We start from the raw sequence: 24,135 nt of genomic DNA, 5'->3' as shown, positions 1-24,135 counted from the left end.
AAACAAGGTATGACTTTAGGTTTTAGTACTCTGTAATTCTAGGTTGGAGGTTGAGAGATGGATTTAAAGTTAACAGATAAAGAGGCCAATGATTTAATATTTTTAAGCAAAGAAATATTGGAACAATATAATATAAAATTAGAAGAAAACTGCGAAGGCGAAATAAATATTACTTCACCAAAAGTACCTATAAAATTCATTTTAAATTATTTTATAAAACCAGGAAAAGTTATTTTGAATTTTAGAGAAACTCAATATAATACATGTTTGTTAAGAATCAATATTTTCTCTGTAGAAGAGTATAAAAAGAAAAATGACTCATCAACGTATATGGTAGCCTATCCATTACCTTATAAAGTTTTTGAAGATAGTTCAGATTTCGTAAAACAATTATTCGCCGTTTTACGATATACTAATACTAATCATAATGATAAAATTTATATCGAAACCAAATTTCAATTAGGGTGGTGATACTATGAAAGATAATGACATTAAATCTATGAGCGAGGAATATTTTAATTACTTAAAGAGTGAATCGAAATTTATTCCGTTAGAAAATGAGTCAGTAGAGTTTTATTCTCCTGTAGTAGATTACTTCGGAGACTCTATATCTGTAAACATTTCTTTTAATGGGCAAAAATACTTATTAACAGATCATGGAGAAACATTATGGAACCTCGAACAATTCGGATTAGATTTAACTAGTCATAAAAAACTTAAAAAGTATCAGTTCCTAAAAAATATTATCGAAAATAACGACTTAAAATTAGAAAATAAAACAATAACGCACTACACTGACAGAAAAAAATTGCCACAAGCAATACATGATTATATTTTAGCTATATCAGATATCAGTAATTTATTTATACTAAAAAAAGAAAATATTAAATCCCTATTCAAAGATGAAGTTATACAATACTTTTTAGAAAATAGAGAGATTTATCCGAATGTGTTTCCAGAATTTAAAGTTGAAGGCAAATCTAAATTAACGCATAATTTTGACGCAGTATTTCCCGGTAAAACTACAGAGTACGTAAAAACTATTAAAGATTTAAATATAAATAACGCTAAAAATGCAATCTTTGATTGGGACGATGTTGAAGAATATAGAAGTAAAACATATGATTCAAACGCTCGTCTTAACATAATTACGACTAATAGTAGTGATACAAGCGAATCTGTATTAACTATGCTATCTAAATATGATGTAGACATATTTTCATTTGAAAATAAGAAGCAATTAGAAAAAAAGTTTAGCAATTTATAAAGGGTACCTCCCACGTACCCTTATTATTTTTTTACCTTTTTTAGGAGGGATATTATGAAAACGCGTTGTTATGATGGAAAAAAGTGGCAATACGAGTTTAAACATGAAGGAAAACGATATCGTAAAAAAGGATTTAGAACGAAACGTGAGGCAAATTCTTCAGGACTAGATAAGTTGAATGAGTTGCGAAATGGTTTCAACATAGACCATAGCATGACTTTAAGAGAATACTTCGAAAATTGGATTAAAACATACAAGCAACCTGTTGTTAAGGATAACACTTATCGTCACTATCGCTTTACATTGAAACATATCCAAAGCCATAAAATTGGTAATATGGAATTATCAAAAATAAACAGACAAGTCTATCAAAAGTTTATTAATGACTTTTCTAAAGATCATTCTAAAGAAACAATCAGAAAAACAAACAGTTCTATTCGATCAGCATTAGAGGATGCGCTTTATGACGGACTGATAAATAAAAACCCTACTTATAATGTGAACTATAAAGCGGGAAATCCGACAAAACCAGAAAAAGAAAAATATATATCACTAAAGGAATATGAAAAGTTAAAAGCATATTTAAAAAATAAAAACACTAGAGCAGCATTAGCTTTATTTATAATGATATGTACTGGTTGCAGGATAAGTGGTGTTAGGTATATGAAATTAGAGTATATAAACCAATTAAAAAACCAAATATACATCAACGAACATAAAACAGATACGTCTCCTAGATATGTAAGTATAGCTAAATCAGATATGAAACATATCATTGATATGATAAACAATTTAATTATAAGTTACGACGGTTATATCTTTAAAGAAACTGGCACTATTATTACAACAAATGCTATTAATAAAACATTAAAAAAGTCATGTGAAGTTAATGGGATACCTATCATCACATCACACGCTCTCAGACATACTCATTGCTCATATCTATTAGCAAAAGGTGTAACCATTTACTATATTTCAAAACGTTTAGGTCATAAAAATATAGCGATTACTACATCTGTTTATTCTCATTTATTAGAAGAAAAATATAGTGAAGAAGAAACTAAAGCCACTAATATTTTAGAAAAGATGTAATTTTAGGGACCCATCAGGGACTTCAAACGTTATAATAGCCGTATTTATAGGGTTTGAATATCCCCTTCGAGGGGGTTTATATCAGTAATTTAAACACATTTCGGAATTAAAAAACCCCGTAGCGACGGTGTTTTTTGTATTTTGACTATCAATAACATACTATATAAAACTAAATTTTAGGTATAAGGTATACTTTCTTGACACATATTTGACACATAACCCTGTTTTAGTACTATGTAAATTTAGGTATGAGGTATACTATTATAGACTGGATAACGCGAGTGGGAAGGTTTTAGTACTCTGTAATTTTAGGTATGAGGTATACAAAAAACAGTTACGGAAACAACGGAATATGGTTTTAGTACTCTGTAATTTTGGGAGCGGGACAGAAATCTAATTTGAATAAAAAGATTTCGTAGTCCCGCCCCGGCAAGGATGACTAGAATTGAAAAAAGTTTGATACAAGCGCATTTTCAAATCAGTCATCTACTGCCGAGATGTTGAAGAAGCTGGGATTTATGGCCCCGCCTCCCTTTTCATCTAACTTAGATGGTTTTAGTACTCTGTAATTTTAGGTATAAGGTATACTAAATGTCAAAGAAGTACCCGTATCACCTGGTTTTAGTACTCTGTAATTTTAGGTATAAGGTATACTTAACGCTATCTATAATGGTATTTTAGAACGTTTTAGTACTCTGTAATTTTAGGTATAAGGTATACAAGCTGTTAAATATAACAAGTCTTTTGGGCGTTTTAGTACTCTGTAATTTTAGGTATAAGGTATACCCTTACGTTTTGAAATGTAGGCTTTCTATAGTTTTAGTACTCTGTAATTTTGGGAGCGGGACAGAAATCTAATTTGAATAAAAAGATGTCGTAGTCCCGCCCCGGCAAGGATGACTAGAATTGAAAAAAGCTTGATACAAGCGCATTTTCAATTCAGTCATCTACTGCCAAGATATGGTGTATCTCAACCTTTATACTACACATAAATTTAGGTGATCGAGTATCTTTCCACGTTTTAGATAAAAAACGGGACAAACACACAAGTGCCTGCCCTAAATAAATAATTAAATTCACCTCACAAATTACCTACACCATTTGCGGTGTACGACACCCCAACATAGCCGTTTTTTTAGGCTTGGTCATAAAAATACGCAAATTACTGTCAAGTGTATACTCGCACCCATCAGACGAAGTAAAAGAAGCAGTAATAAATAGAGCTATAGAGGCGTTATATTTTAAACATACATCCTAAACCATCATTAAAAACGGTTTATTAACGTTTGAATATGTGCAATACACAAGGAGTTTCACTAAAAATAGCACTAATTAATCATCTTTCATTTTATCTTCAGTATTAGATTGTTCTTTTTTTATTTCTGATACTGTTTTTGAATTTTTTATCATCATTTTATCTAATTTATCACTATATGATGAGAGATATTCAAATTGATAATTATCTTCAGACCACATTATTGCTGAAAAAGTATTAGTCTTGTCATTATTTATATAGCCTATAATGATAAATCCATCCAAAGGACTTCTTTTTTGCTCCTCAAATTTTATTTCTTTATAACCTTTAACATTGTATTTCATGTAAGTTATTATTCTTTCTTTCTGTTCATCATAATATTTCTTTTCATCATACATCATTTTTAAGAAGACCCCTGCCGCTATTAAAATTAAACTAATCAATATAACAATCATTATTCTTTTCAATGTAACCAATCCTTTGATGTGTAATAATGGACAATCTTCTTACTAAAAATAGCACATCTCGTGAGCTAGCTGTTAGTGGTTATAATTTATATTTTTTCCAGATAAAAAGTAAAACTTATTCTAAGTGCAGTTGGAAATAATGAATGGCTGGAAATGGTTGATATAAGTAATGCAAGAAAAGCTAAAAAGAGGCCAAAAACACAATGGAAAAAGGCGCATTTGAAGATAAAAATGTGATGCTCTATTACTTTTAACCTAGCCTCAGAGCACCTTTCAACACCGGTTTATTAACGGTTGAGTATGACTACTTTGATTCCAATGCAACTCACAATGATTCTCCTCACAAGGAGATCCATTAAAATAGCACTAATTAATCATCTTTCTTTTTATCTTCTGTATTAGATTGTTCTATTTTTATTTCTGACACTGTTTTTGAATTTTTTATCATCATTTTAGATATTTTATCACTATATGTTGAGAGATGTTCAAATTGATAATCATCTTTAGACCACATTATTGCTGAAAAAGTATTAGTCTTGTCATTATTGATATAACCTGAAATAATAAACCCATCCAAAGGATTTCTTTTTTGCTCCTCAAATTTTATTTCTTTATAACCTTTAACATTGTACTTCATGTAAGTTATTATTCTGTCTTTCTGTTCATCATAATATTTTTTCTCATCATACATCATTTTTAAGAAGACCCCTCCTGCTATTAAAATTAAACTAATTATTATAACAATTATTATTCTTTTCAATGTAACCAATCCTTTGATGTGTATTAATGGACCATCTTCTTACTAAAGATAGCACATCTCATGAGCTAGCTGTTAGTGATTATGATTTATATTTTTCAGATAAAAAAGTAAAACTTATTCTAAGTGCAGTTGGAAATAATGAATGACTGGAAATGGTTGATATAAGTAATGCAAGAGAAGCTAAAAAAGAGGCCAAAAACACAATGGAGAAAGGCGCATTTGAAGATAAAAAAAGTGATGCTCTATTATTTTTAACCTCGCCTCAGAGCACCTTTCAACCCTGGTGTATTAACTTGACTTTGATTCTAATGCTACGTACAATGAATCTCCTCACAAGGAGCTCCATTAAAATAGCACTAATTAATTACCTTTCTTTTTATCTTCTGTATTAGATTGTTCTTTTTTAATTTCTGACACAGTTTTTGAATTTTTTATCTTCATTTTAGATATTTTATCACTATATGTTGAGAGATGTTCAAATTGATAATCATCTTTAGACCACATGTGAGCTGAAAAAGTATTAGTCTTGTCATTATTGATATAACCCGTAATAACAAACCCATCCAAAGGATTTCTTTTTTGCTCCTCAAATTTTATTTCTTTATAACCTTTAACGTTGTATTTCATGTAAGTTATTATTCTTTCTTTCTGTTCATCATAATATTTTTTTTCATCATACATCATTTTTAAATAGACCCCTCCCGCTATTACTATTATACTAATTAATATAACAATCATTATTCTATTCAATGCAACCAATCCTTTGAGGTGAGATAATGGACAATCTTAATACTAAAGATAGCACATTTCACGAACTAGCTGGTAATGTTTATGATTTACTTTTACCAGATAAAGAAGCAGAAATTACCACAGATAATGGAAGCCAAAAAATTTTTAAAATTCAATCTTCTCGCATCGATAAAGTTAATGGCTTCCAAGCAATGGCAGTATCACCAAAAGACAGTAACGGAAATGTAGATAATGAAACAGTGTATTTTGTTTATGCTGGGACAAACCCATATGAACTTGCTGATATAAATACTGATATAGATTTAGCTACCAATACTATTAGAATCGAAACTAATCCAGATAAAATTTTAAATGCAGCTGTTTATCAAGACACTAGTCTAAAAGAAATTAATCAGTGGACAATTGCAGATAATGCATGGCTGGAAATGCTTGATAAAAATAATGCATGCCTCGAAATGCTTGATAAAAATAATGCATGCCTCGAAATGCTTGATAAAAATAATGCATGGCTCGAAATGATTGATCAAAATAATGCAAAAGAAGCTGATCAATTTAGCGAAGCTTATCTTTGGACGCAGTCAGTTTTGAAAAAAGGTAACTATAAACATGTTTATGGTGCTGGCCATAGTCTTGGTGGTACTATTGCACAGGCGATGACGGTATTATTTAACTTTGATAAAACAAAAACTTTCTCTGCACCTAACGGTTACAATGTCTTACCTGATAATGTAAAAGAAAATTTAGATTTAAGTAAGTATATTCAAACCATAACCGATTATGCGCATCCAAACGATCAAATTGGTACTGCTACATTAGGATCTCCACTTTTAGGAACAGAAATATTAGCTGATGATTCTAAGCTTATGAAGTTCTTTTTCAATCCTATTTCCGGTCATAAACTTAATACATATGATTTCAGCGGTGCAGATGTAAAAATTAAAGTTGATAGTAAAAAAGCAAATGAAATGGCTGAAGAGATGAGAGATAAGTTATACAATATCGATAAAACGGTAAATGCATTAGAAAAATACATGGAAAATACTAAAAGACAAGCAAGACAAATCGAATCGAAATACGTTAATAAATTGTTAAGTGGTTCTCATGAATTTATTCACCCATCAGATATAGAACACTACGTTGAAGAATTATCAAAAAGCGGTCGTTATGACTTTTTTGATGAAGCGTTATTTGAAGATACAATTGGTGAACTAATATATACCAAGCAAAGATTATCTCAATTTAGCGAAAAAATTATTGATGCAACTAAAAAGTTTGAAGAACGTGACAAAGAAATCAGCGAAATATATCGTTGGTTTGAGGAGGGATAACATGGACTTATTCAAAGATATACATGATTCGACAGATGCTGCCAATAAAGAAACTGAAAAAAATGCCAAAATCGCAATGGAACAAGCGCGTTTATTTGCTTTAAAGTATGAATTAAAAATTGAAATTCAAAGCATGATTAGCGATGAAAAAGAAGATATAGAAAATTGCGTCTCTAGATTACATGAAATTGAATCAATTTTACAGGATCAACGTAGTAAGTTAAAAGGGGCATTTGAAGGTAAAACAAGTGAGGCTATTGCTTTTAACCTAGCATCAGAGCAGTCTAAATTATTGGAGCTCATAGAGTCTTACGATAATTGTAATAAAAGCTGTAAAACATATGACGAGTAGCTTTAAGATTAAAAAGTGTAAAAACTCATTAGTAGATAAAAATAACATTCTAATACTTAAACAAAAAGGTCCTATTGTGAAGCCCAGTAGACATAAATTTTTTAAAAAAGTCACATAGTCAATGCGCCTCTGCTATATTATTCTTACAATTTCATCGCAATTAAACCAGTTACACCATATAAATAGAGTGTTTGCGGCATATAAGGGTCTAATTGATGAATATATCTTTCTTTCCTTTTTAATATATTCATCCTCAAAATAACTCACGATAATTTCAAGCTCATGATAAATCTTAAATATTAGACAAAGTGTAAGAAGCATAAAGAAATAAGGCTATAGAGGCGTTAAATTTTCAACCTATGCCACAAACCATCGTTCAACACAAATTAGTATGACTACTTTGATTCCAATGCAATGCACAAGGCGTTCTATTAAAATAACACTAATTAATCATCTTTCTTTTTACCTTCTGTTTTAGATTGTTCTTTTTTTATTTCTGACACTGTTTTTGAATCTTTTATCATCATTTTATCTAATTTATCACTAAATGTTGAGAGATATTCAAATTGATAATCATCTTTAGACCACATGTGAGCTGAAAAAGTATTGGTTTTGTCATTATTAATATAACCCATAATAACAAACCCATCTAAAGGATTTCTTTTTTGCTCCTCAAATTTTATTTCTTTATAACCTTTAACGTTGTACTTCATGAAAGTTATTATTCTGTCTTTTTGTTCATCATAATATTTTTTCTCATCATACATCATTTTTAAAAAGACCCCTCCCGATATTAAAATTAAACTAATTATTATAACAATTATTATTCTTTTCAATGTAACCAATCCTTTGATGTGTATTAATAAACTATCTTAATTATAATTTGTGTAATCTGATTCAAGGAATCTTATAATCATACTGTGCATGTTTAATCATCTCTATTTATGAGAGGGGTCTAATTTTTATTTATTTCTCTATATCATAGACGAAATAATTAGTGTAATCATAACGATATTTGCGAGAATACTTATTATAGTTAGAACTTTTGGTCTTTTTTTGCAATGTCCCTTTCTATAAGTATAACCGTTGGAGGTTAGTTTGTCTTTATATATATACTACCCCCCTATAACTATAGCTTTTCCAGTTTGCCTTGCTAACGCAAATTAACAAAGTATAGCTAAATTGACGCGTTAAAGACTGGTACATACGTCCTTTAAAAAACAGCGGTAAGATATTTTCTACTTGAAAATGATCTTACCGCTGTTCGTGTATTTATAAAATACTTCATATTTGAAACTGATTTTCCAGTTTCTCTTTGTTAGGGCCCCACCCCAACTCGCTGTGCTTGACGAAACTGTCGCACCAGTTTCTCTTTGTTATTGCCCCGGTTACTCAACTGAAATTATTGCATGGTAATTACTAGTGTCTTTCAACAGTTATATTCAATCTAACAAATCTTCTAACGCTAATTTTAAATTTTTAAATTTAAATTCGAAACCATGTGCATCGAGTTTGTTTGGAACTACTTTTTGCGTATCTAATACGACAGTAGACATTTGACCTAATGCTAATTTCATTACTGGCGCGGGAACCCAAGTATAATGCGGGCGATCCATTACCCGTGCTATAGTATAGCCGAACAAGTTCTGCCGTTCGGGAATCGGTGCAGTCATATTAAAGACGCCTTTAGCATGATCATCATTGATTAGATGGATAACACCGCGTACTAAATCCTCAATGTGTATCCATGAATACCATTGACGTCCTGAACCGAGTTTACCACCAACATAATATTTGTATGGTTTCGTCATAAGTGGCAGCGAACCACCTTTATCTGACAAGATGATACCGAAACGTCCTAGCACCACTCTTACACCCAAATTCTCAAGTTTACCAGCGTGACGTTCCCATTGATAAACTACATCTGAAAGAAAGTCGAATGGTAGCGTACGATAGTTCTCAGTATATGTGCGGTGATAGTCAGGCGGATACGCACCTACAGCACTTGCATTAAAGAGCGTGTGTGGACGGTCCTCGCGCTCTGCGAATAAATCATATAACGCTTGCGTGCTATTCATTCGACTCAGCATAATCGTGCGTTTATTCTGCACAGTCCATCGTTGCATTAAACTAGCACCTGCGAGGTTAATAACGACATCTATGTGAGGAACTTTAGATTTCCAGCCCTCTTTAGACCAATTGATAAACTCTATTTGTGAATCGCTATTCGTTTTGTCTTGTCTAGTAAGAATGTACACGTGATGACCTTGAGATTTAAGCTTCTCAACAATTTCTGAACCTACCATTCCTGTACCACCTGTAATGAGATAGTTACTCATACTAACACCTCTTTATCATTTCATTTATTAATAATTTTCCACTACTTTAAACTCACAAACATAGACAATCTACTAACCTATCATAGCTAAAGTAACATAAAGATGATTCCAGCTATTAATAATATGACTATACCTATAATAAAAGGAGAAAGTTTCTTATTTACCGACTCATACTCATCATTCTCTTTCATCATATTTCTTAATGACTGACTATTCTTAGGCTTAGTTTCTTTAAACAATTCCATCTATTCACCTACTTAAATTTGTAAGGTAAAATAATTGATTAATACAAAGATGTTGAAACTTATCATATAAATAGATTACTATTAATATAACCATTAATAGTAAAATTAACTAATGATAGTATTAACATTATTTTACAATATACTTAGGTATATTCTTTAAACGTTTAAGAAAAATGCAATAAGGAAATCTTCTAATAGTAATTATACCAAACCGGGGGAAAAATAAATGCCAAATCGCGAAAAACACGATGAAGCACGAAATAATTTAGCAAAGCAAACTAAGAGAAAGATGAGTACAGGTGCTAAAATCATCAGTACGATTATTATCCTATTACTTCTCTGTGGTTTAGCCTTTGCAATATTTGCGTTTGTCGACCACTCTAAAAGAGGTAGTGAGAAACTCGCAAGCCAACATCAAGAGACTCAACATCACAAAGATAAAGATAAGGACAAAGATAATAAGTCAGATGAAAAGAAAAACAACTCACATGATACAGATCAAAGTGATAAAAAAACATCTGACCAGCAAAAATCAGCACAAAAGCAACAGCAACAACAGCTTGCTCAACAACGCGAGCAACAAGAGGAAAGAGCGCGTGAAGCTAAACTACAACAAGCGCAAAGAGAGCGCGAAGCTCAGCAACAACAAGCTCAGCGTAAACTCCAAGAGAAAAAGCAAGCACAAAAAGAACAACAAGAGAAAAAAGCGCAACAAAAACAACGTGAACATCAGAAAGAGCTAGCCGAGAAACAGAGAGAACAATGGGCTAAAAGTGAAGCTCAAGAACGCGAGAAACGCGAACAACAAGCGAAAAAGCAAGCACAGCAGAATGATAATCAAGGTAAACAAGATAAACCTCAATCATCTAATGACAACGGTAGTAATATTAATGACGCTCAATCTAGCTCAAGACAAGCGCAAAATAATAACCAGTCATCGCAAAATAGTTCACAATCACCTTCCTCTGCAAATAACGCATCCCAACAGAATCAGAACCAACAAAGACAAGGTAACTCATCGTCTCAACAAAGCTCTAGCAATTCTAATAATAGCGATGACAACTCATAGTATGGCCGCATAGCTGAGCTGGCTCTTAGGAAGCGAAATCTAATATATAAACAAAGAACGAGGCTGGGACATAAATCCCAGCCTTTTTCAGCATCTTGGCAGTAGATGACTGATTTGAAAATGCGCTTATATCAAGCTTTTTTCAATTCTAGTCATCCTTGCCGGGGCGGGACTACGAAATCTTTTTATTCAAGTTAGATTTCTGTCCCGCTCCCTTTTTAGAATGTATGCCCCAGATTCTAGCTTGTAATACAAAGGATAAGCAGGACAATAACTTACGATGTTTCAATTAATTTCTATTAAAATTTATCAAAAACCTGATATAGTGAAAAAGAAATACGATGATTATACTTAACGATAAAGATTTAAATAACAGATTGGGCCATGTACCTTCATGAGTTAAGTATAACGTGATCATACTACTTATCACTAACAAGATAAATAGTACCGCAAATTTAATTAACACCCCATCCACTCCCTTTAAAGCTATTTTAGTGGATAGGGTGTTAAATCGCAATTAATTATTCTGAATATTAAATCATACTGTATCAGCTATTTAAGACTGATGTGATTTACTCTTTTCTTCCGCTTCACCAAAGATTTTACGCTTGATTTCTTGACCTGTAGGTGTCCCAGCTAAGCCGCCCATACCAGTTTCACGTAGTGACGACGGTAAGTTTCGTCCTATTTTATCCATCGCTTCAATGACTTCATCAACCGGTATACGGCTCTCAACACCTGCCAACGCTAAATCAGCAGAGATAAGAGCGTTACCTGACCCGATAGCATTACGCATGACACATGGAATTTCAACGAGTCCACCAACCGGGTCACAAACTAATCCGAGTAAATTGCTAATTGCTAAAGCCATAGCATGACCTGCTTGTTTAGGTGAACCACCTGTCACTTGTGTAGCGGCTGCAGCTGCCATAGCTGATGCTGAACCAACTTCTGCTTGGCAACCACCTGTAGCACCAGCAACGCTGCCATTATTCGCGATGACTTTACCAACTAATGCAGATGCAAACAAGAAGTCAATCAGTTGGTCTTCTGTTAAATCATGTGTTTTTTCTAACTTGAAGATGACACCAGGTATCGTACCTGAAGAGCCTGCAGTAGGGGTCGCACAGATAATACCCATAGCTGCGTTAACTTCATTTGTAGCTACTGCCCCTTTTACAGCATCCATCATTTCATTGCCTGCAAGTGCGTGGTTTTCCTCTCTATATTTTTGAATACGAATAGCGTCTTCTCCAGTATAGCCCGTTACACTTTTAACACCTTTACCGGTCGTCCCTCTTTTCACACCATCTCGCATAACTTCTAGATTTGTCTTCATTTGGTCCCTCACATCATCTCTAGAAGCTTCTTGTCTGTCCATTTCTTGCTCAATCATCATCTCTGCGAATGTTGTTTGATGTTCCTCTGCATATTCAATAATTTCTTGCATAGTATCAAACATGTATAAACACCCTTTCTAATCTACATATGAGAAATTCAATTCACTATATTGATCTCTTATTTGCTCAAGCAAATCGGACTTGATTTCTTTGTTTAAGTGGAGTGCTAATAGACAGCCTTCTTTATGAATCGTCTTGATTTCTTCATTTATATCAACATCTTTGTCGATTAAATCATTAATAAGATGATTGATTGTCGCTACGTCTGAGTCACCATCTATAACCAGTATAGGTAACCCGTGATTCATGAGGATACAAAGTCCATCCACATGAATGCTTTTAATCTTGATCGTTCCACCACCTATGGAAATGCCATTCACTTCGACGTGACGCTCACCTGCGTCTGCTTTTAATAAAGCGCAGTTAGGGTGCTCCCCTAAGCTATGCCCTGATTCTTCAATGATGTTGACGTCTACCCCTTTATCTTTAGCTATCTTAGTTGACTCAGGTATCCGCTCATCAAATGTTGAGAAACCTAAAGCACCTCCAACAATAGCTAAATCAGTACCATGTCCTTGGTGGGTAGCAGCAAAAGATTCGTAATAATGAATTTCTAAGTTGTCAGGATCTTGTTGTAAAATCGTTCTAAGTGCGTTACCAATTTTCACTGCTCCTGCTGTATGGGAGCTAGAAGGGCCTATCATTTTAGGTCCGATGATATCAAATGCACTCTTAAAATCTTGTGTACGTGCCATAACGATATTACATCTCCTTAATTCACTTGTTTTTTCAGTTCAGAAGGCTTTAGATTTATATGCGATAAGTGTGATCTACTTATAATTTTACCAATGATAAGACTTAATATAACACTAACTATAGCTACGATTACCAAGGTAATAACAATATTAAGCGGTTTATTAAATCCAAATAATACGATTGGACCTGCTATAGGCGTAGCCATCCCCGGCGCATTGAGTACTAAACCACTAAATGTCACGATCAAAGCATTCACGACCCCAATGATCGCATTTGAACCGTACAACTGTAATGGGTATTTAGCAATAATCTCAATCTGGGTAAGCGGTTCAATTGCCACTGCAAATGCTTTAGATGGTCCTCCAATTTTTAACTCTCTAAATAATACAAAGTTAACAAATGAGGCACCCATGCAGGTGATAGCCCCTATAGCCATAGGTGTACCTGTAAGATTGAGCAAGCTTGCTAACACCATTGAACTGAGTGGTGTCATACCTGTAACTGGTATGATGAGACCTAAGACTACCGCTAATGCGTAAGGATTATTATTTCCTACAGCAGTCACTGCACTACCTATTTGATGCAATACTGCAATAACTCCTGGACTTATCAGTTTAGCAATGAGGAAAGTCAATGTCGGAGCTATGAGTATAACAACGATTAAGTCTAATCCTTCTGGTACTTTGCGTTCGATATATTTCAAAGCAAAGGAAATAAAATAGGCTGCTATAAATGCAGGTAGTAACTGAAAGTCTTTAAGTACTAGACCGACGATAACAGCAAAGACAGGTGATATGCCTAAATTTAAACATGTGAGAATCCCCACAGCCACACCGCTTAAACTACCAGCAAGATCACCTATATCTTGGAGTAATGAAATATGAAAAATCTGTCCTAAAGCATAACTTAAAAATGCTTGAGGTAAAAGTGTTGCGCACGCTGCTCCTGAAAGCGCTTGTAAACCTTGTTTACCATAAGGTGCAAAGTTCAAGAACAAGGTCATCGCTAAAAGAACAACGAGTAACGTACCTATCCCTAAAACGATATCCATTTCCCATAACCTCTTTTCCAAAAATAATATAATATAAAAGCGTATTATATTAATCTCTCATTGCATATATATTCTATTATTTTAAGAAAGCACTTACAACAGTAAATATTTATATTTATCATCTATATTGTGAATATTTTCATAAGTTAAAAATAAACCTCTTAATATCAGTGCTTTTAGAGATAAATAACTTAATACATTTTAAAAAAATATATGTATATATCCTTAATATTCGTTTTATAAATATAAATTTCAAACAAATTTAGACAAATAAAAAATGGCAAGGCCAAAATTCAAAGTAAGATTACAATGAATTCAAACCTCGCCTTATTAACGTAAAATTGATTAAAGTATATGGAAAATAGCTTTATAATATAGAACTTATTTTATTCTTATACTTCTTTTAGAAAAAAGGAATCACTTTACTCGCTTCTAGGATATCCTTCGTAAAGAAATACTGTTTACCTTCGCCTGTGTAAGCTGGAACGAGAACAAGATTAGCTTTTGCACTATATAACCATTCGGGATGTAAGCCACTATTCAAAATGTCCTGGAATTCTTGAAACTCTTTGTTCCAATCGATGTTAATTTCCATTTATTTCTCCTCTTAATGTCATCTAATCATTAACTAAGCAACATAGAGAAGTTAGAGTTTAGCTATAAGAATAACAGATTAAAGTTAATTTCTTAAAGCATTCAATACTTGCTTGGATTTATACCCCTACAAACTGTAGCTCATAAATCGTGTGATCACGATAAGTATTGAATGGATCTAAGCGACCGTTAAGCTTTACTACATGCTTCTTACGGCTTACATTGTGGTAGTATGACAAACGTATATTCATATTCGTCTCATAACCGTTCTTTTGAATTGTTCGTTCTAACTCCTCAAACACATCTCTGTTGATTGGTAATAAATAACCCTCTTGGCTAGGAAGAATATTAACAAACTTTTTCTGTATTATTTCATCCTCTCCAAGTAATATTTCAATTTGTATATTCTTAGCTGCTCCACCACCGAGGTTATACATTTTCAAGTAATCTTGATGACGTTCATCTTCGATAGAAGTGTTACTCATCGTTAATTCATTTTTCTCATTTAACTTCAATAGAATTTGATTAAATCCTAACGCAGGAATAAAACCAATCTTCATTTGATAAAGTTGAAGAGAAACTGAAACAAAATAGAATAATGCCATAATAAAGGTCCCTATTGACCCTATGGCAGATAATATATCAACCATATTTGAGCTCCCTTGTAGATCTAATATTCAAGAGGCAGCAGTAGGAACAAGCATACTATATCATATTCAATTCAACAAATAAAGAAGTGTGCCCAACTCATTCTAATGAATAATATAATTAGCTAGTAAAAAATATAAAAGCTGACTTAGAAGTGGTTGAGACATAAAGTTCCTATGCTCTGAGGCTGGGACATAATGGTCTTTGACTAGAGAGAAAGAGGCTGGGACATAAATCCCAGCCTCTTCAACATCTCGGCAGTAGATGACTGATTTGAAAATGCGCTTGTATCAAGCTTTTTTCAATTCTAGTCATCTTTGCCGGGGCGGGACTACGAAATCTTTCTTATTCAAATTAGATTTCTGTCCCGCTCCCTTCAACATCTCGGCAGTAGATGACTGATTTAAAAATGCGCTTGTATCAAGCTTTTTTTCAATTCTAGTCATCTTTGCCGGGGCGGGACTACGAAATCTTTTTTATTCAAATTAGATTTCTGTCCCGCTCCCTCTTTGTTGGGGCCCCACCCCAACTCGCTGTGCTTGTTGAAACTGTAGTCCCAGTTTCTCTGTGTTGGGGCCCCGCTCAAATCCCAAACGCTTTTGTTCTGGCCTCTCCTCGTGAGCTCGACAAGTATATTTTATATCTCATGAATGTTGTTATTCACTTAGAATACGAGGCAACTACTAACTATTTATGAGTTCTGATCAGCAAAGACTTGACCCAGTTTAATAAGTTTCTTAGGCGCGTCTTCTTTAGTCATCTTAACTTCGACTAAATGCATCTTATCTGTATTACGATTAATAGTATTTAAGGCTTCTTGTAATTCTGCGCTCGTACGCACATCGTGAACCATAACTTCTTCTTCGCCATTAAATAATTGAGGTAACATAGTATAGTTCCACATAGTGATATCATTGTAAGGTGCTTCTTCGCCGTGTATCTTACGCTCAACTGTATAACCATCATTGTTGACGACAAAGAGCACTGATTTAATCCGTTCACGAATCATCACTGCAAATTCTTGAGCCGTCATTTGGAAGGCTCCTTCGCCGATAAGTAAGATATTACGACGTCTGCTATCAGCAAGTTGCGCTCCTAAAGTAGCTGGTAAAGTATAACCTATAGACCCCCAAAGCGGTTGAGCGATATATCGATTATTTTGACTTAGCGGTAAAGTATAAGAACCGAAGAATGAAGTACCTTGATCCGCCAGTATCACATCGTCTTTTTTAAAGAATCCACTAAGCATTGAGAAGTATTCTGCTTGCGTCAATGGTTCATTTGAAGGTTCTACCGCTTCTATATTATTTCTTAATTTAGGATAATCGCCCTCGAATTGATAGTCTATATCTTTCATACCGTTCACTAAATCGATTAGATGTACGTCTTGGGCACGTGTCTCGCCAACTTTAAAGTTATGGTGGTTAATATAAGCGATGTCGTCCTCATTGAATCCGTAGCTAAAGCCCGCAGTAGCTGTATCAGTCAGCTTACTTCCAACAAGTAAAATGCAATCACTTTGATCGACATATGATTTAATATCGTCTTCAGCTACCTCTCCATCGTATATGCCGATATAGTAAGGGTTCTCTTCATTGAAAGCACTTTTACCAAATGAGAGTTGCGCTACAGGAATTTGCGTGCGGTTGACTACATCTTCTAATTCCTCATGTAAGTCGAAACTATTAATTTCATGACCAGTGAGTATAACAGGTTGTTTAGCATGAGATAATTGAGTTTCGATAGCTTTAATATACTGTTTAACATCTGAAGATTCATGTTCAGGCGCACTAAATTCATTCTCTACTTCAATTTCTGTAGCTGCTACATCTATCGGCAGATGAATGTGCACAGGTCTTTTCTCATTTATAACTTCGTTAAGTACGCGAGGAATTTCTGTTTGAGCATTGTCAGCAGTAATATAAGCTTGAGTAGTTGTAATTTTTTGATACATCTTGCGGTAATTATCGAAGCTACCTTCACCTAAAGAATGGTGTAAATAAGCACCTTTTTCTTCAGCCACTGTAGTAGGTGCTCCGGTAATTTGTATCACCGGGACGTGTTCTGCATATGAACCAGCAACGCCGTTGATTGCACTCAATTCTCCGACACCAAACGTAGTAACGAGTGCACTAACTCCGTGTATTCGAGCGTAACCATCTGCAGCGTAACTCGCATTAAGTTCATTCGTATTGCCAACCCACTTCATGTCGTCTCTCTCTGTAATATCGTCTAAGAAAGTTAAGTTAAAGTCTCCAGGAACTCCAAATACTCTATCTATGCCTAGTTCGCTAATACAATCCATTAAATATTGACCTACGCGTCTCTTCATTATTCATTCTCCTTTGTGTTTAATATCTAATTCTAGTTTAGCTATTATCTAATTATAGGTCAATAATGTTGACCTATAAAGAGAAGATCTATTAATTATCATTTCCCTATTTGTATTTACCCAGTCTAGAAACAAAAACAAAGAGTGAAGTATATTCCGAAATTTTGTTAAAATTCTGATACTAACTTCACTCTTCAAATTATTATTTAATGTAGATTAAATTTTCGAAACTACATAACTGTTATTTATTATTCGGGGGGTGCTCATCGTTCTCTGACATTTGCTCTCGCTTCAAGTGTTTGACTTCTTCAAATCCTGATCTATAAGCCGCAAATTCTTCCATCATCGCATACCAATCCGAACCAACTTTCTCTTTTACTTTTTTTATTAAATCGTTTTGTGCTTTATTTAATTCTCTGACTAAGTTGGTACCTTCCTCTGTAGGATATAACTGTTTCACCCGCCGATCATGCTTAGCTTGCTTTTCTTCAATAAGTCGCTTATCTTTTAACTTTTTTAACGTGGCATGGCTTCCTTGCTTAGATATTTCCATACTATTAAGTAAGTTTTTAACAGTGATACCTGGTACCTTTTCTATGAAGAATAAAAAACGATGATGTTGCCGACTCAAGCCGTACGATTCGATAATTTCGTCTGCAGTATTAACGAACGTCTTATAAGCAAAATAAAATAGTAGATTTTCATAATCATTATTTGAGGACATCTTATGGCTTTCCTTCCTACTTGTAATACTTTAGCTGATACTTTAAGTGCTCTTTATTTCGCGCCTTACAACTCAATCGTTTCTCCATTACGGATTTTGTCTGCTAAGTCGTTCAACTTACGTAAACGATGATTGACACCTGACTTAGAAATCTTTCCTGTGGAAACCATTTCACCTAATTCCTTTAAGGAGATTTCTTGGTGTTTCACACGAAGCTTTGCTACCTCGCTCAAACGATCTGGCAAATTATCTAATCCTATTTCTTGATCAATTAACTGGATGCTTTCCACTTGTTTCATCGCAGCGCTCACAGTCTTATTAAGATTAGCAGTTTCACAGTTGACTAAACGATTGACTGAATTGCGCATATCTCTAACAATGCGGACATCTTCAAACTTCAATAAGGCTTGGTAGCCCCCGATAAGGCTTAGAAAGTCTGAAATCTTTTCTGCTTCTTTCAAATACACGATGCTCCCCTTTTTTCTCTCTAGGTATTTGGCATTTAGAGCATAGTGATTCATGAGCTTAGTTAACCCTTCTGAGTGATTTTCATATTGAGAGAATATTTCAAGATGATATGACGATGTTTCTGGATTGTTCACAGAACCACCTGCTAAGAAAGCACCTCGAAGATAGCTCCGACACATCTCATCGTCTTTCGTCATAGCGCTATCTATTTCGTGCATGAACATACCATCTTTTAAAATGCACAAGTCATCGAGAATTTTCTTCGCTAACATTTTGATACGACATATATAGATATTATTCTTTTTCAATTTCATCTTTTTACGAACTAAGATCTCAACTTCTACGCTAAACACTTTTTTTATTAATGAATAAATACGTCTAGCAGTAGTCGCATTCTCAGTTTGAACATCTATAATAAATTGCTGATTAGAAAGGCTAAGTGCACCATTCATACGAATTAATGCACTGAGTTCTGCTCGAGCATTTGCTTCATCTACTTCAATTCTTGTCAATTCATTCTTCATATCTGATGCAAAACTCATAACTCACTCCAACCTTTCTAACTTCAAAATTATTTAACTATCCTTTTTTCGTTTAAATTCAATTGTACTTGTATCTCGCAAGGCAATTTCATAGATCATTTTCGACAGCACTTGGGTGTTATGTCGCACATAGTGCTCAGAGGATATTTCAACTAAATCCTGGCTAGTAAAAACCTCGATACCTGACTTCTCTAATTCTTCAATTTCACAAATAACCGGCTCAGCGTTCTCTCTACGATAGCGTTCTAAGACATCCTCATTATAAGTTTGTGTTCCGCAAATGACGTAATCGATAAATGGTTCTCCCACATGTTCATAAAGCGCGCGTAAATGATCGCTTGCAGTATAGTGATTGGTCTCACCTGACTGCGTCATCACATTCGTAACATATAGTTTAGGTGCTGAAGAACGGACGAGTGCTTCCGATATCCCTTTCACACATAAATTCGAAATTACACTTGTATAGAGAGAACCGGGGCCTAAGACGATTAAGTCTGCTTCTTCTATTGCTTGGATAGCTTCTTCCATTGGTTCGACATCTTCTGGTTCCAAAAACACGCGCTTAATGCGTTTATTGCGCTTAGGAATATTGGATTCACCATAAACTAGTTCCCCATCTTCCATTTCCGCTTTTAAACTCACGCTAGAATTAGTGGAAGGTATAACTTGACCTTTAATACTTAAAATTTTACTTAGCTCTTTCACTGCATGACCAAAATCATCTGTTATGTTGGTCATAGCTGCAATCAATAAATTGCCTAGCGAATGTCCTTCGACTTGATCTTCTTTAAAACGATACTGAAATAATTGCTTAAGCACAGGTTCAGTCTCACTCAGCGCAGAAATAACATTCCTGATATCTCCAGGCGCAGGGATATCCATTTCGTTACGTATCTTGCCAGTGCTTCCCCCGTCGTCAGCAACGGTCACAATCGTTGTAATATCTATAGGAAATTGCTTCAGTCCACGAGCGAGAACGGAAAGTCCAGTTCCGCCTCCTATGAGGACGAGTTTAAGTCGTTTCATTTCGAATCGCCACTTTCAATATGTGCATCACGATGTTGCACATAAATATGATAATCAAAGCTTTCTTTTAATTCAGATCCAATCCTTTTAGCTAGCGCAACAGAGCGATGCTGACCTCCAGTACAACCTATAGAAATGACAAGCTGAGATTTTCCTTCTTTCTTATAACCAGGAATCATAAACTTTAATAATTCAATTAGTTTATTATAAAAGATTTCTGTCTCTTTCCATTTCATCACGTATTGATACACGCTATCGTCTTCACCTGTCAGCGGTCTGAGAGATTCAATGTAGTAAGGATTGGGTAGAAACCGTACGTCAAACACCAGATCTGCGTCGATTTGTATACCGTGTTTGAAGCCAAAACTTGTCACATTAATACTGAAAGGTTCGTAATTGCTAGCTGTAAAATAATCCTGCAAACGTTTCTTTAATTCTTTAGTAGAAAGGTGGGTGGTGTTGATTGTGTAATTGGCTAAACTCTTTATCTCTGATAACAGCTTGCGCTCTTCATCTATAGCCTCAACGAGTGAACGTTGACCTTGATCGTTGAGAGGATGCGCACGGCGAGATTCTTTATAACGTGAGATTAATTTCTCATTTGAAGCCTCGAGAAACATGAGATCAAGTATTAAATCATTACGACTCTTAATTTGATCAATTTCTTTAATTAGTGATTTAAACAACTCTTTACCACGTAAATCAATTGCTATAGCTACTTTTTGAAGTGAGGGATTACCCTGCTCCATTAACTCTACAAATTTAGGTAGAAGAATAGGCGGTAAATTGTCCACACAAAAGTATCCGATATCTTCTAGTGTTTGAATCACTAACGATTTACCCGCCCCGGATAAACCGGTTACGATGAGTAGCTCACTTTTAACAATATCCTTTTCATCTCGTTGCATTCGTCATCACACCATCCGTTGTAAATTCTATCGTTATGTAAGAAATTTTAACTATGTCATTGAACTTTAACTTATTTATCTACTATTTCTTAATCTAATTACTATGGCTCTCATATTATACTATCACTCTACATTCTACATGAAAAACGTAAGTCGTTACAGTTTAACGCAACATGGCTATCTCATATGCCTGTCGTTTGCATCTCTCTAAAGCTAGCTAAAATTACAGAATAGCTAAAAAGAGAAGTGACAACCTCTATCAATTTGACAGAAATTGTCACTTCACGTTTTAAACACACATGACGTTGTCTAAGCTTCTAACTTTTCCTTGATTTGTTCGATGTAAGCATTAGCGCTTTGAGCTGCGATACTACCGTCTCCTGTCGCAGTTACGATTTGACGTAAGCCTTTTTCTCGCACATCACCAGCTGCGTAAATACCAGGAACCGAAGTACTCATATCATCATTAGTTAAGATATAACCCACATCATTTGTAATGCCTAAGCTTTCAAACGGTGCAGTAAGAGGTTTCATTCCAATGTAAATAAACACGCCGTCAGCATCTACAGTTTGCTCTGTTCCATCTTTAGTTGATTCTAAAGTTAATGAACCGACTTTCCCGTCTTTTTCGTTTATAGTTTTCAAAGTATGACTCCAAATAAAGTCAACTTTTTCATTTTTGAACGCTCTGTCTTGTAAGATTTTCTGCGCTCTTAATTCATCACGGCGATGAACAATAGTGACGCTATCTGCGAATTTAGTAAGGAACGTACCTTCTTCTACTGCAGAATCGCCGCCCCCTATCACGTAGAGTTTCTTACCTTTAAAGAAGGCACCATCACAAACAGCACAATAGCTAACGCCTCTGCCACCAAGTTCTTGTTCACCAGGAACACCGATTTTTTTATATTCTGCACCAGTGGAAATAATGACAGCATAGGCTGTAATTTCTTTATTACCTAAATCAATTACTTTGTAATCACCTTTATCTTCAATTGATTTAATATCACCGTATTGATATTGAGCACCAAATTTCTTAGCATGTTCAAACATTTTAGTAGAAAGATCTGGGCCGGTAACGAAATCAAACCCAGGGAAGTTCTCTACTTCCTCGGTATTTGCCATTTGACCTCCAGGCATACCTCTCTCAATCATTACAGTGCTTAAATCTGCACGAGAAGCATATACTGCTGCTGTCATACCTGCTGGACCTGCCCCAACAATTGCAACGTCAAAATCCACTTGTTCAGTCATTTGAATTGCCTCCTAGTTATTTATCATCAAACGCATTATATAACACGCCCTATATTTCTAAAAATTATATGCTCAACAGTGTTTCAAGCGCTTTATCTAGTTTATAGCGCGTTATTTCAAAGCTTTCGATAAGTTCTCGTTTCGTGATCTTATATCCTTCACTTTTATAAAATAGATAGACCGTTGCTGCTACAAAGGGTTCACAATCCGGTAAAGTTTCGTAAGTATCGATAATCGATTCTGCTCGTGAAATCCACGATATAAATAACTCTTCTTTGTCTCTTAACTCCTCATGTTCATACAGAGCACCTAATCCACGATGAATAAAATCTAATTTCGTTAGCTTTAGGTCTTGAATGAGATAAGTCAAATATAGCTTTTCGTAATCGTTCATATTCTCAAGTATCTTCCATATCTCTTCAGTTAACAGAATTTCTCGCCCCTTCAGTTGATTGAGCAAGAAGATACCGTATATGCGATGATGATTATCATCACTTAAAAGCAATGGCAAGATGTCTTCGTTAAATTGACTCTTGCTTTCTTCTATCATCCAAGGTGGGTAACCGGGCTCTACTTTCGAAACTTCACGTAGTTTATTCCAATAGAACTCGCTTTTTTCACTATCTCCTTGAAAATAGTGGTTGTAGCTTAAGGCATGATACATTTGTATCGATAAATATTTGCCTTTCTTGTATAAAGGTAATAGTAACTGATCTGAAGCTTCGTACTGTTTCAAGTAGCTTAATACAATCCCCAGTTTAAACGATTCGTCATCATTCATAGGAACCACTTTACGTAGTATTTGTAAATACCGCTCGTATTTTTCAGATTCATTCATGTTATACAATAGCAATGTATAGTGACAAAGTGCATGCACATCCGTATTGTCTTCAGCAAGTAAATCTTCGAACATTTCACGAGCAATTTCATATTCATTCATATATAGATAGCACATCGCCAATAAGTTACGAACTATCCTGTGCTCTTGCAAATCCTCACTTTGTTGTTGAATAAATTTACGAGCATCATCGATCCTACCCTGTGAAAATAAATATTGGAAGATCAATTGAGTAGAAAAGAGCTCAGCCTCCGTCTCAATGTTTTGAGGAGCGTGATAAGTGATTTCAAACATCGACTCTAACTCTTCTTTGTAATCTGTATCTCCAGACACAATATAATAGTTAATCCCAAAAAGAAAAGCTTTGTTGGCTTCATTCAGTGAAATATTGAGTTGGCTTAATTCATAAAAGCTTTCTTCCTTAAATTCGTCCCTAGCTATCGTTTCAAAATATAATTCTTCTGCTTTGTTACCTAAGCCAAGTTTAGTTAAAGAATTCGCTAATTTATTAAGTATTTCAAAGTCTTGAGGTGACGCTTCAAGCACCTTTCGATAATATTCAACTGCTTTTTTATAATCCTGTTGCAGATACTTTTGGTTTGCTAACTTACGATAAAAACCTTCGTCCATAGTCATTGGTATGACATTATTATGTTGAGCCAATACTCGT

Annotated in this window: 25 protein-coding genes; 6 read left to right on the top strand and 19 right to left on the bottom strand. The window is 34.5% G+C overall.

From position 1 onward, the window contains the following. The first annotated feature begins 57 nt into the window (after positions 1–57). Genes N9R04_RS04125 through N9R04_RS04115 form a run of 3 tightly spaced genes read left to right on the top strand, consistent with a single transcriptional unit; the run spans position 58 to position 2,359 of the window. Complete coding sequence (locus tag N9R04_RS04125) at positions 58–471, top strand: DUF6978 family protein (RefSeq protein WP_262855275.1); 414 nt, start codon at positions 58–60, stop codon at positions 469–471. A 4-nt stretch (positions 472–475) separates the two neighbouring features. After that, the gene (locus N9R04_RS04120) at positions 476–1,267 is read left to right on the top strand and encodes a DUF1828 domain-containing protein (protein ID WP_262855274.1); all 792 of its coding nucleotides are present in this window, start codon (positions 476–478) and stop codon (positions 1,265–1,267) included. 54 nt (positions 1,268–1,321) lie between these two features. After that, a complete protein-coding gene (locus tag N9R04_RS04115) occupies positions 1,322–2,359 on the top strand; it encodes a tyrosine-type recombinase/integrase (RefSeq protein ID WP_262855273.1) in 1,038 nt (345 codons plus the stop codon). Between the two features lie 1,332 nt (positions 2,360–3,691). On the opposite strand, the gene N9R04_RS04110 is transcribed toward N9R04_RS04115, so the two are convergent. From N9R04_RS04110 to N9R04_RS04100, 3 genes are all read right to left on the bottom strand, one after another. Then, positions 3,692–4,069 carry a DUF1433 domain-containing protein gene (locus tag N9R04_RS04110; protein ID WP_262855332.1) on the bottom strand — a complete coding sequence of 126 codons (378 nt, stop codon included), beginning with the start codon at positions 4,067–4,069 and terminating at the stop codon, positions 3,692–3,694. A 382-nt stretch (positions 4,070–4,451) separates the two neighbouring features. Further along, on the bottom strand, positions 4,452–4,775 hold the full coding sequence (locus tag N9R04_RS04105; RefSeq protein ID WP_373316341.1) for a DUF1433 domain-containing protein: 324 nt from the start codon (positions 4,773–4,775) through the stop codon (positions 4,452–4,454). 426 nt (positions 4,776–5,201) lie between these two features. Next, positions 5,202–5,579, bottom strand: a complete 378-nt coding sequence (locus N9R04_RS04100; protein WP_373316340.1) for a DUF1433 domain-containing protein — start codon at positions 5,577–5,579, stop codon at positions 5,202–5,204. Between the two features lie 38 nt (positions 5,580–5,617). Between N9R04_RS04100 and N9R04_RS04095 the strand changes: the two genes are divergently transcribed. Together N9R04_RS04095 and N9R04_RS04090 are read left to right on the top strand one after the other, a co-directional pair. Next, the gene (locus N9R04_RS04095) at positions 5,618–6,919 is read left to right on the top strand and encodes a hypothetical protein (RefSeq protein WP_262855271.1); all 1,302 of its coding nucleotides are present in this window, start codon (positions 5,618–5,620) and stop codon (positions 6,917–6,919) included. A 1-nt stretch (position 6,920) separates the two neighbouring features. Further along, a complete protein-coding gene (locus N9R04_RS04090; protein WP_262855270.1) occupies positions 6,921–7,271 on the top strand; it encodes a hypothetical protein in 351 nt (116 codons plus the stop codon). 446 nt (positions 7,272–7,717) lie between these two features. Here the strand turns inward: N9R04_RS04090 and N9R04_RS04085 are convergent, their stop codons facing one another. The 3 genes from N9R04_RS04085 to N9R04_RS04075 form a co-directional block, all read right to left on the bottom strand. Further along, positions 7,718–8,041, bottom strand: a complete 324-nt coding sequence (locus N9R04_RS04085) for a DUF1433 domain-containing protein (protein WP_373316339.1) — start codon at positions 8,039–8,041, stop codon at positions 7,718–7,720. Positions 8,042–8,713: 672 nt separating this feature from the next. Then, positions 8,714–9,610: a TIGR01777 family oxidoreductase gene (locus tag N9R04_RS04080; protein WP_262855269.1), complete on the bottom strand. Its 897-nt coding sequence runs from the start codon at positions 9,608–9,610 to the stop codon at positions 8,714–8,716. An 86-nt stretch (positions 9,611–9,696) separates the two neighbouring features. Continuing rightward, positions 9,697–9,855: a hypothetical protein gene (locus N9R04_RS04075; RefSeq protein ID WP_262855268.1), complete on the bottom strand. Its 159-nt coding sequence runs from the start codon at positions 9,853–9,855 to the stop codon at positions 9,697–9,699. A gap of 226 nt (positions 9,856–10,081) precedes the next feature. Between N9R04_RS04075 and N9R04_RS04070 the strand changes: the two genes are divergently transcribed. Then, positions 10,082–10,924, top strand: a complete 843-nt coding sequence (locus N9R04_RS04070) for a hypothetical protein (protein WP_262855267.1) — start codon at positions 10,082–10,084, stop codon at positions 10,922–10,924. A 289-nt stretch (positions 10,925–11,213) separates the two neighbouring features. Here N9R04_RS04070 and N9R04_RS04065 read toward each other — a convergent pair whose 3' ends face one another. The 13 genes from N9R04_RS04065 to N9R04_RS04005 form a co-directional block, all read right to left on the bottom strand. Then, positions 11,214–11,390, bottom strand: a complete 177-nt coding sequence (locus tag N9R04_RS04065) for a hypothetical protein (RefSeq protein WP_262855329.1) — start codon at positions 11,388–11,390, stop codon at positions 11,214–11,216. Between the two features lie 90 nt (positions 11,391–11,480). After that, positions 11,481–12,386, bottom strand: a complete 906-nt coding sequence (sdaAA, locus tag N9R04_RS04060) for an L-serine ammonia-lyase, iron-sulfur-dependent, subunit alpha (RefSeq protein WP_262855266.1) — start codon at positions 12,384–12,386, stop codon at positions 11,481–11,483. Between the two features lie 15 nt (positions 12,387–12,401). Then, positions 12,402–13,079 (bottom strand): serine dehydratase beta chain, encoded by a 678-nt coding sequence (locus tag N9R04_RS04055; RefSeq protein WP_262855265.1) that lies wholly within the window; start codon positions 13,077–13,079, stop codon positions 12,402–12,404. 17 nt (positions 13,080–13,096) lie between these two features. Continuing rightward, a complete protein-coding gene (locus N9R04_RS04050; RefSeq protein ID WP_262855264.1) occupies positions 13,097–14,131 on the bottom strand; it encodes a PTS sugar transporter subunit IIC in 1,035 nt (344 codons plus the stop codon). Positions 14,132–14,534: 403 nt separating this feature from the next. Beyond that, a complete protein-coding gene (locus N9R04_RS04045) occupies positions 14,535–14,726 on the bottom strand; it encodes a hypothetical protein (protein WP_262855263.1) in 192 nt (63 codons plus the stop codon). A 118-nt stretch (positions 14,727–14,844) separates the two neighbouring features. Further along, positions 14,845–15,375, bottom strand: coding sequence for a hypothetical protein (locus N9R04_RS04040; protein ID WP_262855262.1), 531 nt, complete (start codon positions 15,373–15,375; stop codon positions 14,845–14,847). Positions 15,376–16,064: 689 nt separating this feature from the next. Beyond that, positions 16,065–17,705, bottom strand: a complete 1,641-nt coding sequence (locus N9R04_RS04035; protein WP_262855261.1) for an alpha-keto acid decarboxylase family protein — start codon at positions 17,703–17,705, stop codon at positions 16,065–16,067. A gap of 241 nt (positions 17,706–17,946) precedes the next feature. After that, positions 17,947–18,429, bottom strand: a complete 483-nt coding sequence (locus N9R04_RS04030) for a MarR family winged helix-turn-helix transcriptional regulator (protein WP_262855260.1) — start codon at positions 18,427–18,429, stop codon at positions 17,947–17,949. Between the two features lie 65 nt (positions 18,430–18,494). Beyond that, positions 18,495–19,439 (bottom strand): DNA-binding protein WhiA, encoded by a 945-nt coding sequence (gene whiA / locus N9R04_RS04025; RefSeq protein WP_262855259.1) that lies wholly within the window; start codon positions 19,437–19,439, stop codon positions 18,495–18,497. A 33-nt stretch (positions 19,440–19,472) separates the two neighbouring features. Continuing rightward, positions 19,473–20,465 (bottom strand): gluconeogenesis morphogenetic factor MgfK, encoded by a 993-nt coding sequence (mgfK, locus tag N9R04_RS04020; RefSeq protein WP_262855258.1) that lies wholly within the window; start codon positions 20,463–20,465, stop codon positions 19,473–19,475. Next, a complete protein-coding gene (gene rapZ / locus N9R04_RS04015; protein ID WP_262855257.1) occupies positions 20,462–21,373 on the bottom strand; it encodes an RNase adapter RapZ in 912 nt (303 codons plus the stop codon). The genes mgfK and rapZ overlap by 4 nt, the downstream gene beginning before the upstream one ends. A gap of 309 nt (positions 21,374–21,682) precedes the next feature. Then, positions 21,683–22,627, bottom strand: coding sequence for a thioredoxin-disulfide reductase (gene trxB / locus N9R04_RS04010; protein WP_262855256.1), 945 nt, complete (start codon positions 22,625–22,627; stop codon positions 21,683–21,685). A gap of 64 nt (positions 22,628–22,691) precedes the next feature. Next, positions 22,692–24,128 carry a tetratricopeptide repeat protein gene (locus N9R04_RS04005; RefSeq protein WP_262855255.1) on the bottom strand — a complete coding sequence of 479 codons (1,437 nt, stop codon included), beginning with the start codon at positions 24,126–24,128 and terminating at the stop codon, positions 22,692–22,694. Between the last annotated feature and the right edge of the window lie 7 nt (positions 24,129–24,135).

Source organism: Staphylococcus marylandisciuri (assembly GCF_025519785.1).
Taxonomy (GTDB): Bacteria; Bacillota; Bacilli; order Staphylococcales; family Staphylococcaceae; genus Staphylococcus; species Staphylococcus marylandisciuri.
The sequence above is the reverse complement of the archived record's forward strand: the minus strand, read 5'-3'. Positions and strand labels throughout refer to the sequence as shown.